This window comes from Bradyrhizobium sp. UFLA06-06 (assembly GCF_054820065.1).
The window spans coordinates 1-17,563 of record NZ_JADFUD010000080.1 but is presented as its reverse complement, the minus strand read 5'-3'; the positions used below and the strand labels follow the sequence as shown (position 1 = coordinate 17,563).

The 17,563-nt window shown below is 65.5% G+C and carries 12 protein-coding genes and 1 pseudogene; 10 read left to right on the top strand and 3 right to left on the bottom strand.

Annotated elements, in window-relative coordinates:
- Window positions 1-325: 325 nt before the first annotated feature.
- The 8 genes from tkt to IF803_RS37760 all read left to right on the top strand — a co-directional run bounded on the left by tkt (window position 326) and on the right by IF803_RS37760 (window position 9,987).
- Complete coding sequence (gene tkt / locus IF803_RS37795) at window positions 326-2,308, top strand: transketolase (RefSeq protein WP_304498565.1); 1,983 nt, start codon at window positions 326-328, stop codon at window positions 2,306-2,308.
- A gap of 161 nt (window positions 2,309-2,469) precedes the next feature.
- On the top strand, window positions 2,470-3,477 hold the full coding sequence (gap, locus tag IF803_RS37790) for a type I glyceraldehyde-3-phosphate dehydrogenase (RefSeq protein ID WP_028343978.1): 1,008 nt from the start codon (window positions 2,470-2,472) through the stop codon (window positions 3,475-3,477).
- Between the two features lie 179 nt (window positions 3,478-3,656).
- On the top strand, window positions 3,657-4,853 hold the full coding sequence (locus IF803_RS37785; RefSeq protein ID WP_461195695.1) for a phosphoglycerate kinase: 1,197 nt from the start codon (window positions 3,657-3,659) through the stop codon (window positions 4,851-4,853).
- A 42-nt stretch (window positions 4,854-4,895) separates the two neighbouring features.
- A complete protein-coding gene (fba, locus tag IF803_RS37780) occupies window positions 4,896-5,963 on the top strand; it encodes a class II fructose-bisphosphate aldolase (RefSeq protein ID WP_229183491.1) in 1,068 nt (355 codons plus the stop codon).
- A 191-nt stretch (window positions 5,964-6,154) separates the two neighbouring features.
- The gene (locus IF803_RS37775; RefSeq protein ID WP_304498562.1) at window positions 6,155-7,180 is read left to right on the top strand and encodes a class I fructose-bisphosphate aldolase; all 1,026 of its coding nucleotides are present in this window, start codon (window positions 6,155-6,157) and stop codon (window positions 7,178-7,180) included.
- On the top strand, window positions 7,181-7,870 hold the full coding sequence (locus IF803_RS37770; RefSeq protein WP_461195694.1) for a thiamine phosphate synthase: 690 nt from the start codon (window positions 7,181-7,183) through the stop codon (window positions 7,868-7,870).
- Between the two features lie 7 nt (window positions 7,871-7,877).
- Window positions 7,878-8,963, top strand: a complete 1,086-nt coding sequence (locus tag IF803_RS37765; protein WP_461195693.1) for a tetratricopeptide repeat protein — start codon at window positions 7,878-7,880, stop codon at window positions 8,961-8,963.
- 229 nt (window positions 8,964-9,192) lie between these two features.
- A complete protein-coding gene (locus IF803_RS37760) occupies window positions 9,193-9,987 on the top strand; it encodes an inositol monophosphatase family protein (RefSeq protein WP_028332804.1) in 795 nt (264 codons plus the stop codon).
- A 14-nt stretch (window positions 9,988-10,001) separates the two neighbouring features.
- On the opposite strand, the gene IF803_RS37755 is transcribed toward IF803_RS37760, so the two are convergent.
- The 3 genes from IF803_RS37755 to IF803_RS37745 form a co-directional block, all read right to left on the bottom strand.
- The gene (locus tag IF803_RS37755) at window positions 10,002-11,138 is read right to left on the bottom strand and encodes an AAA family ATPase (RefSeq protein ID WP_461195692.1); all 1,137 of its coding nucleotides are present in this window, start codon (window positions 11,136-11,138) and stop codon (window positions 10,002-10,004) included.
- A 116-nt stretch (window positions 11,139-11,254) separates the two neighbouring features.
- On the bottom strand, window positions 11,255-14,410 hold the full coding sequence (locus tag IF803_RS37750; RefSeq protein WP_028342553.1) for a multidrug efflux RND transporter permease subunit: 3,156 nt from the start codon (window positions 14,408-14,410) through the stop codon (window positions 11,255-11,257).
- A gap of 6 nt (window positions 14,411-14,416) precedes the next feature.
- Window positions 14,417-15,622, bottom strand: a complete 1,206-nt coding sequence (locus IF803_RS37745) for an efflux RND transporter periplasmic adaptor subunit (RefSeq protein ID WP_092087989.1) — start codon at window positions 15,620-15,622, stop codon at window positions 14,417-14,419.
- A 542-nt stretch (window positions 15,623-16,164) separates the two neighbouring features.
- On the opposite strand from IF803_RS37745, the gene IF803_RS37740 reads away from it, so the two are divergent.
- Entirely contained in the window at window positions 16,165-17,151 is a 987-nt protein-coding gene (locus IF803_RS37740; RefSeq protein WP_028342555.1) for a hypothetical protein, read from the top strand.
- A gap of 27 nt (window positions 17,152-17,178) precedes the next feature.
- A pseudogene (locus IF803_RS37735) lies at window positions 17,179-17,563 on the top strand (peptidoglycan-binding protein); the annotation flags it as partial.

Below are 17,563 nucleotides of genomic sequence, written 5' to 3'. Positions count from 1 at the left end.
GCGGCGTGGACCCTTCGGTTGGCTTGGTAGCCTGCTGCAGAGAAGCCTGCCGCACGGCAAAACTGGCGGTTCGGCAAGCGTTTACGGGACGAAATTTACGTGGCAAGCGAGCCCAGCGCAACGGCGGCGCAGAACTATGCACCGTTGAATGAAATAGGGCGATTTCGGGCAACTTTTCCCCGTTTTGAGGCGTTTCATCGCCTTGGACTTGCGGAATTGAGGTGCTAATCCACCCGCAACCCGTAAGGCCATCCACGCGCGTATCGCGGCTGCCCGCCCCGATCCGTCCCGCAATCAGCTCCTCATTTTAGGCGGACTTTTCATCATGACGCAGGTCGATCACACCCGTATGGCCAATGCGATCCGTGGCCTTGCCATGGACGCCGTCGAAAAGGCGAATTCCGGCCATCCCGGCCTGCCGATGGGCGCCGCCGACGTCGCGACCGTCCTGTTCACAAAATTCCTGAAATTCGATGCGGCCGACACGGCCTGGCCCGATCGCGACCGCTTCGTGCTCTCGGCCGGCCATGGCTCGATGCTGCTCTATTCGTTGCTGTACCTCACCGGCAACAAGGACATGACGCTCGACCAGCTCAAGCATTTCCGCCAGCTCGGATCGCTGACGCCGGGACACCCCGAGAACTTCCACACCAAGGGCATCGAGACCACCACCGGTCCGCTCGGCCAGGGCATTGCGACCGCGGTCGGCATGGCGGTCGCCGAGAAGATGCTGGCCGCCGAGTTCGGCAAGAAGATCGTCAACCACCACACCTATGTGCTCGCCTCCGACGGCGACCTGATGGAAGGCATCTCGCAGGAAGCGATCGCGCTCGCCGGTGTCTGGCGGCTCAACAAGATGATCGTGCTGTACGACGACAACGGCATCTCGATCGACGGCCCGACCTCGATCTCCGATTCCGTCGACCAGGTGAAGCGCTTCAAGTCCGCAGGCTGGGCCGCCGAATTGATCGACGGCCACGATCCGCAGGCGATTGCCGCTGCAATCACCCGCGCGCAGAAATCCAACAAGCCCTCGATGATCGCCTGCAAGACCACGATCGGGTACGGCGCGCCGCACAAGGCCGGCACCGCCAAGGCGCATGGCGAGGCGCTCGGCGCCGACGAGCTCAAGGCCGCCAAGGAGAAGCTCGGCATCTCGCTCGAGCCGTTCTCGGTGCCCGACGATGTGCTGAAGGCCTGGCGCGAGGCAGGCGCCCGCGGCGCCGCCGAGCACAAGGCGTGGGACGAGCAGTTCGCGCAGCTCGGCAGCCGCAAGCGCGCCGAGTTCGAACGCCGCATTCGCCACGAGCGGCCGCAGTCGCTCGCCAAGGGCCTGCGCGCCTTCAAGAAGGGGCTGCTGGAAAATCCGCTCAACGTCGCGACCCGCAAATCGTCGGAAGCCGCGATCGAGGTGATTGCGGCTGCGATGCCGATGGAGTTCGTGGCCGGCTCGGCCGACCTCACCGGCTCCAACAACAACAAGGCGAAGTCGGCGACGGCGTTCGGTGCCAAGACGCCGAAGGGCCGCTTCATCCATTACGGCGTCCGCGAGCACGGCATGGCGGCGTGCCTCAACGGCATCTTCCTGCACGGCGGCTTCGCGCCGAACGGCGCCACCTTCCTGGTGTTCACCGATTATGCGCGCCCCGCGATGCGGCTGTCGGCGCTGATGGGCACCGGCGTCGTCTATGTCATGACCCACGACTCGATCGGCCTCGGCGAGGACGGCCCGACGCACCAGCCGGTCGAGCACCTCTCCGCACTGCGCGCGATCCCCAACATGCGCGTGTTCCGTCCCTGCGACGCGGTCGAGACCGCCGAGTGCTGGGAACTGGCGCTCAACCGCGTCGATGGACCGACGGTGCTGGCGCTGACCCGCCAGAACCTGCCGCAGCTCCGCACCACAGCGCCGAACGACAACCCGTGTAGCCACGGCGCCTATGAGCTGGTCGCAGCGCAGGGTGACGCAAAAGTGTCATTGTTCGCGTCGGGTTCCGAGGTTCAGATCGCGGTCGAGGCGCAGAAACAGCTCGCCGGACGCGGCATCGCGACGCGGGTCGTCTCGGTCCCGTCGCTGGAATTGCTGCTGGCGCAGCCCGCCGAGCGGCAAAATGCCATTATCGGCAACGCCCCGGTCAAGATCGCGATCGAGGCCGCGGTGCGCTGGGGCTGGGATGCCGTGATCGGCCATGACGGCGAATTCATCGGCATGCACGGATTTGGCGCCAGCGCCCCGGCGAAGGACCTTTTCCGGCATTTCGGCATTACTGCTGAAGCCGTCGTTAACGCTGCCACCAAGCGCGTCTGACGCTGGCCTGACTCCCGTCGGCCAAGGTTGAGCTTGTCGCAAAAAAGGATTACCTAAGCTCCATCTTTTCCGTACGCGTCCGGCCGAACCGGGCGTTCCGCCGTAAAAACCTCGTGGGAGCCCCTCCCGCGGGGCTGACAACAGCATTAGAGGAGACGAGCATGGCAATCCGCGTCGCGATCAACGGGTTTGGACGTATCGGCCGCAACATTCTGCGCGCCATCGCCGAGTCCGGCCGCAAGGACATCGAGGTGGTCGGCATCAACGACCTCGGCCCGGTCGAGACCAATGCGCACCTGCTGCGCTTCGATTCCGTGCATGGCCGTTTCCCCGGCACCGTCACCGTCGACGGCGACTCGATCAGCCTCGGCGACAACAAGATCAAGGTTTCGGCCGAGCGCGATCCCTCCAAGCTGCCGTGGAAGGCGCTCGGCGTCGACGTGGCGCTGGAATGCACCGGCATCTTCACCGCGAAGGACAAGGCTTCCGCCCACCTGACCGCCGGCGCCAAGCGCGTGCTGGTCTCGGCGCCCGCCGACGGCGCTGACGCCACCATCGTCTACGGCGTCAACCACGACACGCTGACCAAGGATCACCTGGTGATCTCGAACGGCTCCTGCACCACCAACTGCCTCGCGCCGGTCGCCAAGGTCCTGAACGACACCGTCGGCATCGAGACCGGCTTCATGACCACGATCCACGCCTATACCGGCGACCAGCCGACGCTCGACACCCTGCACAAGGATCTCTATCGCGGCCGCGCCGCGGCGATGTCGATGATCCCGACCTCGACCGGTGCCGCGAAGGCGATCGGCCTCGTGCTGCCCGAGCTGAAGGGTAAGCTCGACGGCGTCTCGGTCCGCGTTCCGACCCCGAACGTTTCCGTGATCGACCTCAAGATCGTCGCCAAGCGCGCAACCGACGTCAAGGAGATCAACGAGGCGATGAAGCGTGCCTCGGAGCAGCAGCTCAAGGGCATCCTCGGCTACACCAACGCGCCGAACGTCTCGATCGACTTCAACCACGATCCGCACTCGTCGACCTTCCACATGGACCAGACCAAGGTGCAGAACGGCAACTTCGTGCGCGTGATGTCCTGGTACGACAATGAGTGGGGCTTCTCGAACCGTATGGCGGACACCGCCGTCGCGATCGGCAAGCTGGTTTAAGTTCGACTGTTCGTGATGCCCGGCTCACCGCCGGGCATCTGCGTGTTTGCCGCTCCGTCATTCCGGGATGGTCCGCAGGACCAGACCCGGAATCTCGAGATTCCCCGATGCGCAATTGCGCATCTGAGGTTCGATGCTCCGCATCGCCCCGGAATGACCCCAGGAGTTCGACACCCCCCATGACAAAATCGTTCCGCACCCTCGACGACGTCAACGTGAAGGGCAAGCGCGTGCTGCTGCGCGTCGACCTCAACGTCCCCATGGAAAATGGCCGCGTCACCGATGCCACACGGCTCGAGCGCGTGGCCCCCACCATCACCGAAATTTCCGACAAGGGCGGCAAGGTGATCCTGCTCGCCCATTTCGGCCGCCCCAAGGGACGCGATCCCAAGGAATCGCTGAAGCCGGTCGCTGACGCGCTGCCGAAGGTGATCAAGCGCCCGGTCGCCTTCGCCGAGGACTGCATCGGCGATGCCGCAGCCAAGGCGGTCGCCGCCCTCAAGGACGGCGACATCCTCTGTCTCGAAAACACCCGCTTCCACAAGGAAGAGGAGAAGAACGACGCCGGCTTCGTCGCCGAACTCGCCAAGCTCGGCGACATCTGGGTCAACGACGCCTTCTCCGCCGCGCATCGCGCCCACGCCTCGACCGAAGGCCTCGGCCACAAGCTTCCGGCCTATGCCGGCCGCACCATGCAGGCCGAACTCGACGCGCTCGGCAAGGCGCTGGAAGCGCCGACCAAGCCGGTAATCGCAATCATCGGCGGCGCCAAGGTCTCGACCAAGATCGACCTCTTGGAAAACCTCGTGAGCAAGGTCGACGCGCTGGTGATCGGAGGCGGCATGGCCAACACCTTCCTGCACGCGCAGGGCGTCGCCGTCGGCAAGTCGCTCGCCGAAAAGGATCTTGCCCCGACCGCGCTGCGGATCATGGAGAAAGCCAACGCGGCCAATTGCGCGATCATCCTCCCCGTCGACGCTGTCGTCGCCAACCAGTTTGCCGCCAACGCACCGTCCCATGCCTATGGCCTCGATGCGATCCCGGCCGACGGCATGATCCTCGACGTCGGTCCGCAATCGATCGCGCGCATCCATGCCGCGATCGACGACGCGGCGACGCTGGTCTGGAACGGCCCGCTTGGCGCCTTCGAGCTGACGCCGTTCGACCGCGGCACCGTGGTATCGGCCAAGCATGCGGCCGAACGCACCAAGGCCAAAAAGCTCGTCTCGGTCGCGGGCGGCGGCGACACCGTCGCGGCGCTGAACCAGGCGGGCGTGGGCGGCGATTTTTCCTACGTCTCGACCGCGGGCGGCGCGTTTCTTGAATGGATGGAAGGCAAGCCGCTGCCGGGCGTCGAAGTTCTGAAAAACCGTTGATTTAGGTCACATCCGCGAACTTGCACTACAGGGAGAAATGGAATGGCTCGCATCACGTTGCGGCAACTGCTCGACCACGCGGCCGAGCATGATTACGGCGTACCTGCCTTCAACATCAACAACATGGAGCAGGCGCTGGCGATCATGGCGGCGGCCTCCGAGGTCGACGCGCCCGTCATCATCCAGGCCTCGCGCGGCGCGCGGTCCTACGCCAACGACGTCATGCTCAAGCACATGATGGACGCCGTCACCGAGATCTACCCGCAGATCCCGGTCTGCGTGCATCTCGACCACGGCAACGAGCCCGCCACCTGCATGACCGCGATCCAGGCCGGCTTCACCTCGGTCATGATGGACGGCTCGCTGAAGGCCGACGGCAAGACCCCCGGCGACTGGGACTACAATGTCGGCGTCACCAGGACCGTGACCGGCATGGCCCATCTCGGCGGCATCTCGGTGGAAGGCGAGCTCGGCGTGCTCGGCTCGCTCGAGACCGGCATGGGCGACAAGGAGGACGGCCATGGCGCCGAGGGCAAGCTGTCGCATGACCAGCTGCTGACCAATCCCGACGAGGCAGTGAAGTTCGTCCAGGAAACCAAGGTCGACGCGCTGGCGATCGCGATGGGCACCTCGCACGGCGCCTACAAGTTCACCCGCAAGCCCGACGGCGACATCCTCGCCATGAACGTGATCGAGGAAATCCATCGCAAGCTGCCGAACACGCATCTCGTCATGCACGGCTCCTCGTCGGTGCCGCAGGAGCTGCAGGAGATCATCAACGCCAATGGCGGCAAGATGAAGCCGACCTGGGGCGTGCCGGTCGCCGAGATCCAGCGCGGCATCAAGAACGGCGTGCGCAAGATCAACATCGACACCGACAACCGGATGGCGATGACCGGCCAGATCCGCAAGGTGCTGAAGGACAATCCGGAGGAGTTCGATCCGCGCAAGTACCTCAAGCCCGCGATGGAGGCGATGACCAAGCTGTGCAAGCAGCGCCTGCAGGAGTTCAACACCGCGGGCCAGGCCAGCAAGATCAAGAAGGTGCTGACCACGGCGGAAATGGCCAAGCGCTACGCCGCGGGCCAGCTCGACCCCAAGGTCGCCTGACAAGGTTTGCCTGACAACATATCGCCTGAAACATTACGGCGGGACACCGGCTCCGGCGCAGTCGGAAGCGGTGTCCCGAAGGCTTGATCGCCGGCTGCGACAAACATCGGCCGCGACGAACGTTTTCTAGGCATTTGCCCGAGAACCGCCTATTTTGGTTTGCAAAGGCAATGGCTCTGGAGGACGCCCCGATGAACCTCTCCGACCTCAACAAAATCGCGCTTGCCATGGTCACCCCGGGCAAGGGCATCCTCGCCGCCGACGAATCTTCCGGCACGATCAAGAAGCGCTTCGACGCCATCAAGGTCGATTCGACCGAGGACAATCGCCGCGACTATCGCGAGATGCTGTTCCGCTCGCAGGAGGCGATGAGCAAGTACATCTCCGGCGTCATCCTCTACGACGAGACGATCTGGCAGAATGCCAAGGACGGCACGCCGCTGGTCAAGCTGATCGAGCAGGCCGGCGCGATCCCCGGCATCAAGGTCGACGAGGGCACGCAGCCTTTGCCGAACTGCCCGGGCGAACTCGTCACCGTCGGCCTCGACAAGCTCGCCGAGCGGCTGAAAAAATATTACGAGCGCGGTGCGCGCTTTGCGAAATGGCGCGCGGTGATCGATATCGGGCCGCGAATTCCGACCCAGACCGCGGTCCGCGTCAACGCCCATGCGCTGGCGCGCTATGCCGCGCTGTGCCAGGCCGCGCAGATCGTCCCGATCGTCGAGCCGGAAGTGCTGATGGACGGCGATCACGACATCGACCGCTGCTATGAGGTGACGCAGCGCGTGCTGAACCGCACCTTCCAGGAATTGCGGGTGCAACGCGTCGCGCTCGAAGGCATGATCCTGAAACCGAACATGGCGATCTCGGGCAAGAAGTGCCCGAAACAGGCGCCGGTGCAGGAAGTCGCCGAGAAGACCATCCGCCTGCTCAAGAGCTGCGTACCTGCGGCGGTGCCCGGCATCGCCTTCCTCTCCGGCGGCCAGAGCGACGAGGAAGCGACCGCCCATCTCGACGCCATGAACAAGATCGGCAATTTGCCCTGGCGGCTGACCTTCTCCTACGGCCGTGCGCTGCAGGCGGCGCCGCAGAAGGCGTGGTCCGGCAAGCCCGACAACGTGCCCGCGGGCCAGCATGCCTTCTCGCATCGCGCCCGGATGAACGGACTCGCGAGCACCGGCAATTGGGAAGCCGGCCTCGAGAAACAGGCGGCATAGTTGGCGACCAAGCCCGTTCCGCCGCGGCCGGCGCCGCGCCTCTATCTGGCAACGCCGCCGGTCGATGAGCCCGCGCGGCTTGCGGCCGAGCTCACCGAGCTGCTTGCCGCGGCCGATGTTGCGGCCGTGCTGGTGCGGCTGCGCGAGAGCGATCCGCGCAGCATGATCTCCACCATCAAGGCGCTGGCGCCTGCGATCCAGAACGCCGGCGCGGCGCTGCTGATCGACGGCCATCCCGATATCGTGGCTCGCGCCGGCGCCGACGGCGCGCATCTGACCGGCATCGCCGCGATGGAAGAGGCGGTGCCGTCGCTGAAGCCCGACCGCATTGTCGGCGTCGGCGGGCTCGCGACCCGCCACGATTCGATGGCCGCGGGCGAAGCCGGCGCCGATTATGTGCTGTTCGGCGAGCCCGACACCAACGGACAGCGGCCCTCGTGCGAGGCGATCGCCGAGCGGCTGGAATGGTGGGACGAATTGTTCGAGCCGCCCTGCGTCGGCTTTGCAACCTCGCGCGAGGAAGCCGAGGCGTTTGCGGCGGCCGGCGCGGATTTCGTGCTGGTCGGAGACTTCATCTGGTCCGATCCGCGCGGCGCCAAGGCGGCGCTTGTCGAGATCGGCGACGCGATGGCGCAGGCGCATGCCGGCACATTCGGCAAGGCCAAGGCCGACGGAAAGGCCGAGGGATGACGCCGGAATGAAATGCCTGCGTCCGATAGGTGTTGCGCTCGGCTGCACGATGCTGGCGAGCGGCGCGATGGCGCAGCTCTCGATCACGCCGCCGGCCCAGACGCCGCCGCCCGCGAAGAAGGAGGCTCCGAAGCCGAAGGTGCATTCGCCGGTCGCGAAGAAGCCGACGCCGAAGCCCGCCGCCTCCGCGACACCGAAGCCTGCCGCATCCCCGACGCCCTCGCCGACCCCGACCCAGGCCGTCGACGATCCCAATGTCGACCTCGTCTACGGCGCCTATCAGCGCGGCATGTACAAGACCGCGTTCGACCTCGCGACCGCGCGCGCGCAGAACAACAACGATGCCAAGGCCATGACGATGCTGGGCGAGCTCTATGCCAATGGGCTCGGCGTCAAGCGCGACTACGTCAAGGCCGACGAGTGGTACAAGCGCGCCTCCGATGCCGGCGACCGCGAGGCGATGTTCGCGCTCGCCATGATGAAGATCGCGGGCCGCGGCGGCGCGGTCGACAAGGATGCCGCGGTCAAGCTGCTGGCGTCGTCGGCCAAGCTCGGCGAGCCCAAGGCGGCCTATAATCTCGCGCTGCTCTATCTCGACGGCCAGACCCTGCCGCAGGACCTCCGCCGCTCCGCCGAGCTCTTGCGCATGGCCGCCGACGCCGGCAGCCCCGAGGCGCAATACGCGCTCGCGACCTTCTACAAGGAAGGCACCGGCGTGCCGAAGGACCTCGAGAAGGCGGCGCGGCTGCTGCAGGCCGCCTCGGTGGCCGACAATGTCGATGCCGAGGTCGAATATGCCATCGCGCTCTACAACGGCTCGGGCACGCCGCGAAACGTGCCGGCGGCGGTGGCGCTGCTGCGCAAGGCGGCCCGGCAGAACAGCGCGATCGCGCAGAACCGCCTCGCCCATGTGCTGGCGACCGGAGCCGGCGCCCCGGTGGACAAGGTCGAGGCGCTGAAATGGCACACGGTCGCCAAGACCGCGGGCAAGGGCGACCCCGATCTCGACGACATCCTCGCCGATATGAGCCCGGAAGACCGCGCCAAGGGCGAGGCAGCCGCGCGAAAATGGATCGGAAACAACGTCAAATGACGCCTTGACGGCGCCACTTCCAGAGGGCACCCAGTCCGAAACCCAGGGCGCCACAGGCCGTTTCCCGTCATCCTGAGGTGCGAGCGGAGCGAGCCTCGAAGGATGCACGGCCCCGGACCGGGCCGCCGATCCTTCGAGACGCGCGTTCCGCGCTGCTCAGGATGACGGGCAGGGTCTTGCCTACGCTGCCCGATCGATTTCCAACGCTCGAAAGCCACCAGCTTCCATCATGCTCTATTCCGCTCTCATCAATGTCATGGTCAAGGCCGCGCGCCGCGCCGGCCGCAGCCTCAAGCGCGACCTCGGCGAGATCGAACATCTCCAGGTGTCACTGAAGGGGCCGGCGAACTTCGTCTCGCTCGCCGACAAGCGCGCCGAGGAGATGCTCTACACCGACCTCGAGAAGGCCCGGCCCGGCTACGGGTTCCTCGGCGAGGAAGGCGGCAAGCGCGAAGGCAGCGACAAGAGTCACACCTGGATCGTCGATCCCTTGGACGGCACCACCAACTTCCTGCACGGCATCCCGCAATTCGCGATCTCGATCGGGCTCAAGCGCGAGGACACCGTGATCGCCGGCGTGATCTACAATCCCGCCAATGACGAGCTCTATATCGCCGAGCGCGGCAAGGGCGCCTTCCTCAACGACCAGCGGCTGCGCGTCGCCGGCCGCCGCCAGCTCAACGAATGCGTGGTGGCCTGCGGGCTGCCGCATATCGGCCGCGGCAATCACCAGCTGGCGCTGCAGGAGATGGCCGCGCTGCAGACCAAGGTCGCGGGCTTCCGCCGCTTCGGCGCCGCCTCGCTCGACCTCGCCTTCGTCGCCGCCGGCCGCCTCGACGGCTATTGGGAGCGCAATCTGCAGGCCTGGGACGTCGCGGCCGGCCTGCTGATGGTTCGCGAGGCCGGCGGCACCGTCTCCGGCATCCAGGGCAATGACGACCCGCTACAGACCGGCCATGTCGTCTGCGGCAACGAGTTCGTGCACGGCGAGCTGATCAAGATCCTGAAGCCGCTCGGGCAGTAGCGCGACGGCGCGGCCTAATCGTCGTCATCGTCATCCTGGTCGTCTTCCCCGTCACGAAATTCACCGCCGAGGGACAGGCCCTCGATGGTCGTGGCGCCCTTTGCCTTGATCACCCGGCGCAGCGGGACCGAGCTCTCGCTTCGCAACGCCTCCATCAGATGTTCCGAATGGGTGACGATCCAGATGTCGGCGCGGCGCGACGCCTTGGCGATCAGCCTCGCCAATGGCGCCAGCAGCGATGGATGCAGGCTGGTCTCGGGCTCGTTCAGCGCGATGAACGGCGGCAGCCGATAGCCCATGAACACGGCGAGCAGGCAAATATACTTCAGCGTGCCATCGGATAGTTCGTGCGCCTTGAACGGCCGCGGCATGTCCTCCAGTTGCAACTGGAATTCACATAGCCCATTTTTTTCCCATGCCCGCAGTTCGGCGCCCGGAAATGCGTCCTCGATCGCATCCTGCAGATCGCCGGCATCCTGCCTGATCGTGAACAGGGTTGCCAACACGGCAGCCAGATCGTGGCCATCGGCGCTCAGCGAAGGTGTCGTGATCGCGAGACACGGCTTTCGTATCGGCGACGCCGGATCGGTCCGGAAGTCGTGATAGAATCGCCAACTCAGCATTGCATTTCGGATCAGGTCGATCTCGGGACTTCCCTTACCATCCGAAAATCCGGCCAGCGCGGTTTCCGACGGCAGCACCGCATCCTTGTGCTGGCTCCAGGTGCCGTTCTCATCGCGGACACTGACGAGTGAGTTAGTGCGCTCCATCATCAGTATAGTTTTCTTGCCGTGGGTCGCCTCGATCGTTTCGGACTTGATCATCGGCTCACCGGGAAATGCCGCCACGATCGGGCTCGGGAATCCGAGCTCGATGGAATATCTGACGTGGTCGAATCTCACAGCCAACCGCAGACGCGCATCGTCTCCGCGTCTGCGATTGCCGGACCAGAAGACGGAATACAAACCGCCTTCGTCGGAGATCGTGCGTGTGATCCGGCCGGTCGCCGCGTCGCGTAGCAGCGACAGGGACTTGTAGAGATTGGATTTGCCGACACCGTTCTCGCCGACGAAGACTGACAGCGGCTGGATGGGCATGAAGAGCCGCCGGATCGAGCGATAATTCGAGATCGCAATATCGCTCGGCCGCATCGCATGCCCTCAATCCCGGGGTTGCCCAAACGCTCCCCGTTCAATCCAGAGCTGCAATCTGGATTGGTCGGCTTGCGAAAGCAAGCCGCTGATCTGACCGGCGTCGGTCTCTGATATCAGTGACCGATCCTCGCCGGCGCGGGCGGTCCGTACGCCTCACCCTGCCCCGGCGCCGTCTCGCGATCGCCGGCCAGCACGCGCTGCACGCTGACGAAGAACACCGGCACCAGCAGCAGCGCGAGGATCACCACCGCGATCATGCCGCCCATCACCGACGTGCCGAGCGCCTGCTGGCTGGCGCCGCCGGCGCCGGTCGCGATCGCCATCGGCAGCACGCCGCAGACGAAGGCAAGACCGGTCATCAGGATCGGGCGGAATCTGAGGCTGCACGCCTCGATGGTCGCCTCGACCAGCGGCTTGCCCTGCGCGCGCAGATCCTTGGCGAACTCGATGATCAGGATCGCGTCCTTGGCGGCAAGGCCGATGATGGTGATCAGGCCGACGGTGAAATAGACGTCGTTGGAGAGCCCGCGCATCGTCGCCGCCACCACCGCACCGAGAATGCCGAGCGGAATGGTGAGCAGCACCGCGAGCGGAATGGTCCAGCTCTCATAGAGCGCGGCCAGCAAGAGGAACACCACCAGCACCGACAGCGCGAGCAGGAACGGCGCCTGCGAGCCCGACAGCTTCTCCTGCAGCGACTGGCCGGTCCATTCATAGCCGAAGCCGCGCGGCAGCTTGTCGGCGAGCCGCTCCATCTCGGCGATCGCATCGCCCGAGGTGAAGCCGGGCCGCGCCTCGCCGGAGATGCGCACCGCCGGATAGTAGTTGAAGCCCGCGATCTGCGTCGGCCCCTTCGTCCACTCGATGGTGGCGAAGGCCGAGAACGGCACCAGCTGGCCGCGGCTGTTCTTGACGTTGTAGTTGAGGATGTCGTCCGCGTTCATGCGGCTGGTCTTGTCGGCCTGCACGATGACGCGCTGCATGCGCCCGCGGTTCGGGAAATCGTTGATGTAGTTCGAGCCGAGATTGGTCGAGATCGTGTTGTTGATGTCCTCGAAGGTGACGCCGAACGCGCCCGCCTTCTCGCGGTCGATCATCAGATTGACCTGCGGAGCCGGCGGCAGGCCTTCGACATAGACCTTCTGCAGGATCGGGCTGGCATTGGCCTCCGCGATCAAGCGATCGGACGCCGCGATCAGCGCCGAGTAGCCCTTCTGGCCGCGGTCCTGCAGGCGGAACGAGAAGCCCGAGGAGTTGCCGAGGTTGTCGATCGGCGGCGGCTGCAACGCCGAGATCCTGGCGTCGCGGATCGACGACAGGTCGCGGTTGATGTCGGCAACGATGGCGGCGGCGGAATCCTTCGGGCCGCGCTCCGACCAGTCCTTCAGGGTGATGAAGGCCTGCGCGGTGTTCATGCCCTGGCCGAGGAAGCTGAAGCCGGTGAGGAATGTGACGTTCTCGATGCCGGCGCGGTCCTTGAGGTATTTCTCGACCTGCTCGACCGCGGCTTCGGTGCGCGCATAGGACGACTCCGACGGCGTCTGTACGTCGGTCGTGATGAAGCCCTGGTCGTCGACCGGCAGGAAGCCGCCGGGCAGCCGCACGAAGCCGTAGGCGACGCCTGCGAACAGCACCAGATAGATCAGCATCAGGCGGCCGGTGCGCTTCAGCCCGGCCTGCACCGTGCTGACATAGCCGGCGCGGCTGGTGTCGAGCACGCGGTTGAACCAGCCGAACACGCCCTTGCTGGCATGGCCGTGGCCCTTCTTGACCGGCTTGAGCAGCGTCGCGCACAGCGCCGGCGTCAGCGACAGCGCGAGCAGCGCCGAGAACGCGATCGCCGCCACCATGGTGACCGAGAACTGCCGGTAGATGATGCCGACCGAGCCGGGGAAGAACGCCATCGGCACGAACACCGCCATCAGCACCAGCGTGATGCCGATGATGGCGCCGGTGATCTGCGACATCGCCTTCTTGGTGGCTTCCTTCGGCGGCAGGCCTTCCTCCGCCATGATGCGCTCGACGTTCTCGACCACGACGATGGCGTCGTCGACGAGGATGCCGACCGCCAGCACCATGCCGAACATCGTCAGCATGTTGATCGAGAAACCCGCGATCATCAGCGTGGCGCAGGCGCCGAGCAGCGCCACGGGAACCACGATGGTCGGGATGATGGTGTAGCGGATGTTCTGCAGGAACAGGAACATCACGATGAACACCAGCACCACCGCCTCGACCAGCGTCATCAGGACCTTCTCGATCGAGGCCTTCACGACGGGCGTGATGTTGTAGGGGATTTCGTAGGAGATATTGGCCGGGAAGAAGCGCGACAGCTCCTTCATCTTGGCTTCGACCGCGCTCGCGGTCGCCAGCGCATTGCCCTTCGGCGACAGCAGCACCGAGAGGCCGGCGGTCGGCTTGCCGTCGAGGCGGGTGTTGAACTGGTAGCTGAGGCCGCCGATCTCGATCCGCGCGACGTCGCGCAGGCGGACCGTCGAGCCGTCGGCGTTGGCGCGCAGGATGATGGCGCCGAACTCGTCGGGCGAGGACAGCTGGCCCTTCACCAGCACCTGCGCGGAAATCTTCTGGGTATCGGTGCTCGGCTCGGCGCCGATGCTGCCGGAGGCGACCTGGGCGTTCTGCGCCGTGATCGCCTTGTTGACGTCGTCGGCGGACAGGCCGTAGCCGACCAGCTTGGCCGGATCGATCCAGATCCGCAAGGACCGCTCGGTCGAATACAGCGTGGCGCGGCCGACGCCGGGGATGCGGCGCACCTCGCCCAGCACGTTGCGGATCATGAAGTCGCCGAGGCCCACTTCATCCAGCGAGCCGTCGGTCGAGTTCAGCGTGATGATCTGCAGCACGGCGGACGAGGCTTCCTCGACCAGGATGCCCTGCTGGATCACCGCGCGCGGCAGCCGCGCCTCGACGCGCTTGAGGCGGTTCTGCACCTCGACCGAGGCCTGGCTGGTGTCGGTGCCCGGCTTGAAGTTGGCGATGATTTCGACCTGGCCGAGCGAGTCGGAGGTCGATTCGAAGTTCAGGATGTTGGCGGCGCCGTTGAGCTCCTCCTCGATCAGCCGCGTCACGCTGTTGTAGAGGTTCTCCGGCGACGCGCCGGGATAGCTGGTCGAGATCGAGATCGAGGGCGGCGCGATGATCGGATATTGCGCGACCGCGAGCAGCGGAATCGAGATCGCGCCGATCAGACAGATGAACAGCGCGACGACCCAGGCGAAGATCGGCCTGTCGATGAAGAAGCTAGGCATGCCGGATCACCGCACTGCGTGCGCGGTCTGGTGCGGATCCGTCGGTGCTGCAGCTGCGTCGACCTCGCGCCAGGCTTGCGGCCGGACCTTGTCGCCGGCGGCGAATTTCTGGAACCCCTCGACGACGACCTTGTCGCCGGCTTTCAGACCGTCGGTCACGAACCAGGAACCACCCTGCAGCGAGCCGGTGCGCACCGGCTGCACCGCGACGTGATTGTCGGCCTTGACGACGAACACCTCGCTGCCGCCGCCGCCATTGCGCTGGATCGCCTGCTGCGGCACGGCAATCGCATCGCTGTCGATGCCCTGTTCGATCAGCACGCGCACATACATGCCCGGCAGCAGGATGCGATGCGGGTTCGGGAACTCGCCGCGCAACGTCACCTGCCCGGTATAGGCGTCGACCTTGGCGTCGGAGAACAGCAGCTTGCCCGGCAGCGGGTAGATCGAGCCGTCGTCGAGCACGAGGCGCACCTTCATCGCGTCGGGCGCGATACGGTCGAGATCGCCACTCTCGAAGGCGCGGCGGAGCTGGTTCATCTCGGTCACCGACTGCTGGAAGTCGGCGTAGATCGGATCGAGCTGCTGGATGGTCGCAAGGCTCGCGGCGTCGTTCTGCACGACGAGCGCGCCCTCGCTGACCAGCGCAGCGCCGATGGTGCCGTCGATCGGCGCGCGGATCGTGGCGTAATCCAGATTGAGCTTGGCGCGCGCGACTTCGGCCTCGCGACCCTGCACGTCGGCTTCGGCCTGCTTCAGCGTCGCGATCGCCTTTTCGTTCTCGGCTTCCGGCGCCGCACGCTGGCTGGTCAAAGTGGCGATACGGCGGGCTTGCAGCGCGGCCTGTTCGAGCACGGCCTTGGCGCGCGCCAGCGCCGCCTCGGTCGACTGCAATTCGACTTCGAACGGGCGCGGATCGATCTGGTACAATGGATCGCCGACCTTCACCTCGCTGCCCTGATGGAACATGCGGTTGACGACGATGCCCGAGACGCGCGGGCGGACCTCGGAAACACGGGTCGGCGCGATGCGGCCCGGCAGCTCGCGCAGCATCGCACGCGCCTGCGGCTTCACGGTGACGACGCTGACGTCCGGCTCGGGTACTTGTACGGCGGCGGTTGCGGTGTTCGGCTCGTCGCAGCCAGCAAGCATTGGCGCGATGGCAGCCAGCATCAATGCAATGCATGCCGATTGCGCGCGAAGTCCAGACATTGAGATAATCGCCCCTGAAAGGTTTGAACAAACGAACGGCGGTGTCACGGCGACACCGCTCGTGTTGCTGCGATGAAAATAAAATCTGCTTGCTGCGACGCAATGCGTTTTTGGGCGGCTCAATGTCACAGAACGCTATCACCCTGATTTCGCGGCATCTTTTACCTTGTCACCGCATTGTGAGCGGGTTCCATCGCAGGCTGTGGGAATGCGTTAAGGTCTGCGTGAGCGGGAACCCCGCCATTTTGCCTGCGCAGAATGCCGCACCTCGCAACACCGAGACGATTGGACCGAATCACCGCGGGCCGCGCGCGCCTCATCCGAGGGTGCGTGCAAACCGACCTCATCTCGCGATTGACGGGTGGGACGCGCGGCTCTGTGGATGGCGATGCGGCGAGCGGTCGGAAAGCCGTGCAAAGCGGCAACGGCCCACGAGATTCCAACCCAAGGTGCTGTTTGCTGCCCTTGGAATCGGCTTTCCTCACTCGGCCGCTGTGCCATATTGCTTGCAGATGCGGCCTTCGCGAACGGATGACCCGGCAATGCCCCCTTCCCGCTCCGACATGGAGATCGAATTGAGCAAGCTGTCCTCGCCCCGGATCTTCCTGGTGCGGATGCTGGTGTTCCTGGTGCTCTGCGGCCTGGTCGGGGTCGTGCTGTACAAGCAGATCGTCACCGCCTTCTTTGCCAATCCGGGGCTGAACGCCCTGATCGGGGCGGTGCTGCTGATCGGCATCATCCTGGCGTTCCGCCAGGTGATCCGGCTTTATCCCGAGGTCGCCTGGGTCAACAATTTCCGCATCGCCGATCCCGGCCTTGCGATCGAGCGCCGCCCGACGCTGCTTGCCCCGATGGCCGCGATCCTCGGCGGCGAACGCTCGGGGCGGATGTCGATCTCGCAGCAGACCATGCGACATCTGCTCGATTCGATTGCAACCCGCCTCGACGAAGCCCGCGACATCTCGCGTTACATGACCGGCCTGTTGGTGTTCCTCGGCCTGCTCGGCACGTTCTGGGGCCTGATCGAGACGGTGGGCTCGGTCGGCAAGGTGATCGACGGGCTCAAGGTCGGCGGCGACTCGGGCGCGCTGTTCGATACGCTGAAGGAGGGCCTCGCCGCGCCGCTCGGCGGCATGGGCATCTCGTTCTCGTCCTCGCTGTTCGGCCTTGCCGGCTCGCTGATCCTCGGCTTCCTCGACCTGCAGTCGAGCCAGGCCCAGAACCGCTTCTACACCGACCTCGAGGACTGGCTCGCCGGCACCGTGCGCGGCATTTCCGGCGATGAAGCCGGCGTTTCCGGTAACATGCAGGGCGCGATCGACCGGCTCCGCACCGCGCTCGAGGAAGGCGGCGGCGGCCGCAGCACCACGGCCGCGATGGCCAATCTTGCCGAGGCGATCCAGGGGCTGGTCGCGCATATGCGCACCGAGCAGCAGATGATCCGGGAATGGGCCGACGGCCAGGGCGAGCAGAACCGCGAGATCAAGCGGCTGCTGGAACGCCTCGCCCGCCAGCCCGAGAAGAGCTAGCCGGGGAGCAAGCCCAAGGAGAAACCCATGGCCCTCGCCCGCTCGCGCCGCAGCGAATCCGGCTTCAACTACTGGCCCGGCTTTGTCGACGCATTGTCGACGCTGGTGCTGTCGATCGTGTTCCTGCTGTCGGTGTTCCTCGTCGTGCAATTCTTCCTGTCGCAGGAGGTCACCGGCAAGGACAAGGCGCTGGAACAGCTCACCGCCAAGATCGCCCAGCTCAACGACCTGTTGTCGCTGGAGAAGCTCTCCAAGCTGACGCTCGACGACCAGGTGGCGCAGCTGCGCGCCGGCCTCGCTTCCGCGGAAGGCGAGCGCGACCGCATGAAGGGGCTCTATGAGGGGCTCGCGAGTTCCGGCAGCGACGCGCAGGGCCGCGCCAACGAGCTCAACAAGGCGCTGGAGTCCGAGA

Bases quoted from the DNA above. Each gene is read 5' to 3' on its own strand.
- tkt (WP_304498565.1), top strand. From the start codon at position 326: ATGACGCAGGTCGATCACACCCGTATGGCCAATGCGATCCGTGGCCTT.
- gap (WP_028343978.1), top strand. From the start codon at position 2,470: ATGGCAATCCGCGTCGCGATCAACGGGTTTGGACGTATCGGCCGCAAC.
- IF803_RS37785 (WP_461195695.1), top strand. From the start codon at position 3,657: ATGACAAAATCGTTCCGCACCCTCGACGACGTCAACGTGAAGGGCAAG.
- fba (WP_229183491.1), top strand. From the start codon at position 4,896: ATGGCTCGCATCACGTTGCGGCAACTGCTCGACCACGCGGCCGAGCAT.
- IF803_RS37775 (WP_304498562.1), top strand. From the start codon at position 6,155: ATGAACCTCTCCGACCTCAACAAAATCGCGCTTGCCATGGTCACCCCG.
- IF803_RS37765 (WP_461195693.1), top strand. From the start codon at position 7,878: ATGAAATGCCTGCGTCCGATAGGTGTTGCGCTCGGCTGCACGATGCTG.
- IF803_RS37760 (WP_028332804.1), top strand. From the start codon at position 9,193: ATGCTCTATTCCGCTCTCATCAATGTCATGGTCAAGGCCGCGCGCCGC.
- IF803_RS37755 (WP_461195692.1), bottom strand. From the start codon at position 11,138: ATGCGGCCGAGCGATATTGCGATCTCGAATTATCGCTCGATCCGGCGG.
- IF803_RS37750 (WP_028342553.1), bottom strand. From the start codon at position 14,410: ATGCCTAGCTTCTTCATCGACAGGCCGATCTTCGCCTGGGTCGTCGCG.
- IF803_RS37745 (WP_092087989.1), bottom strand. From the start codon at position 15,622: ATGTCTGGACTTCGCGCGCAATCGGCATGCATTGCATTGATGCTGGCT.
- IF803_RS37740 (WP_028342555.1), top strand. From the start codon at position 16,165: ATGCCCCCTTCCCGCTCCGACATGGAGATCGAATTGAGCAAGCTGTCC.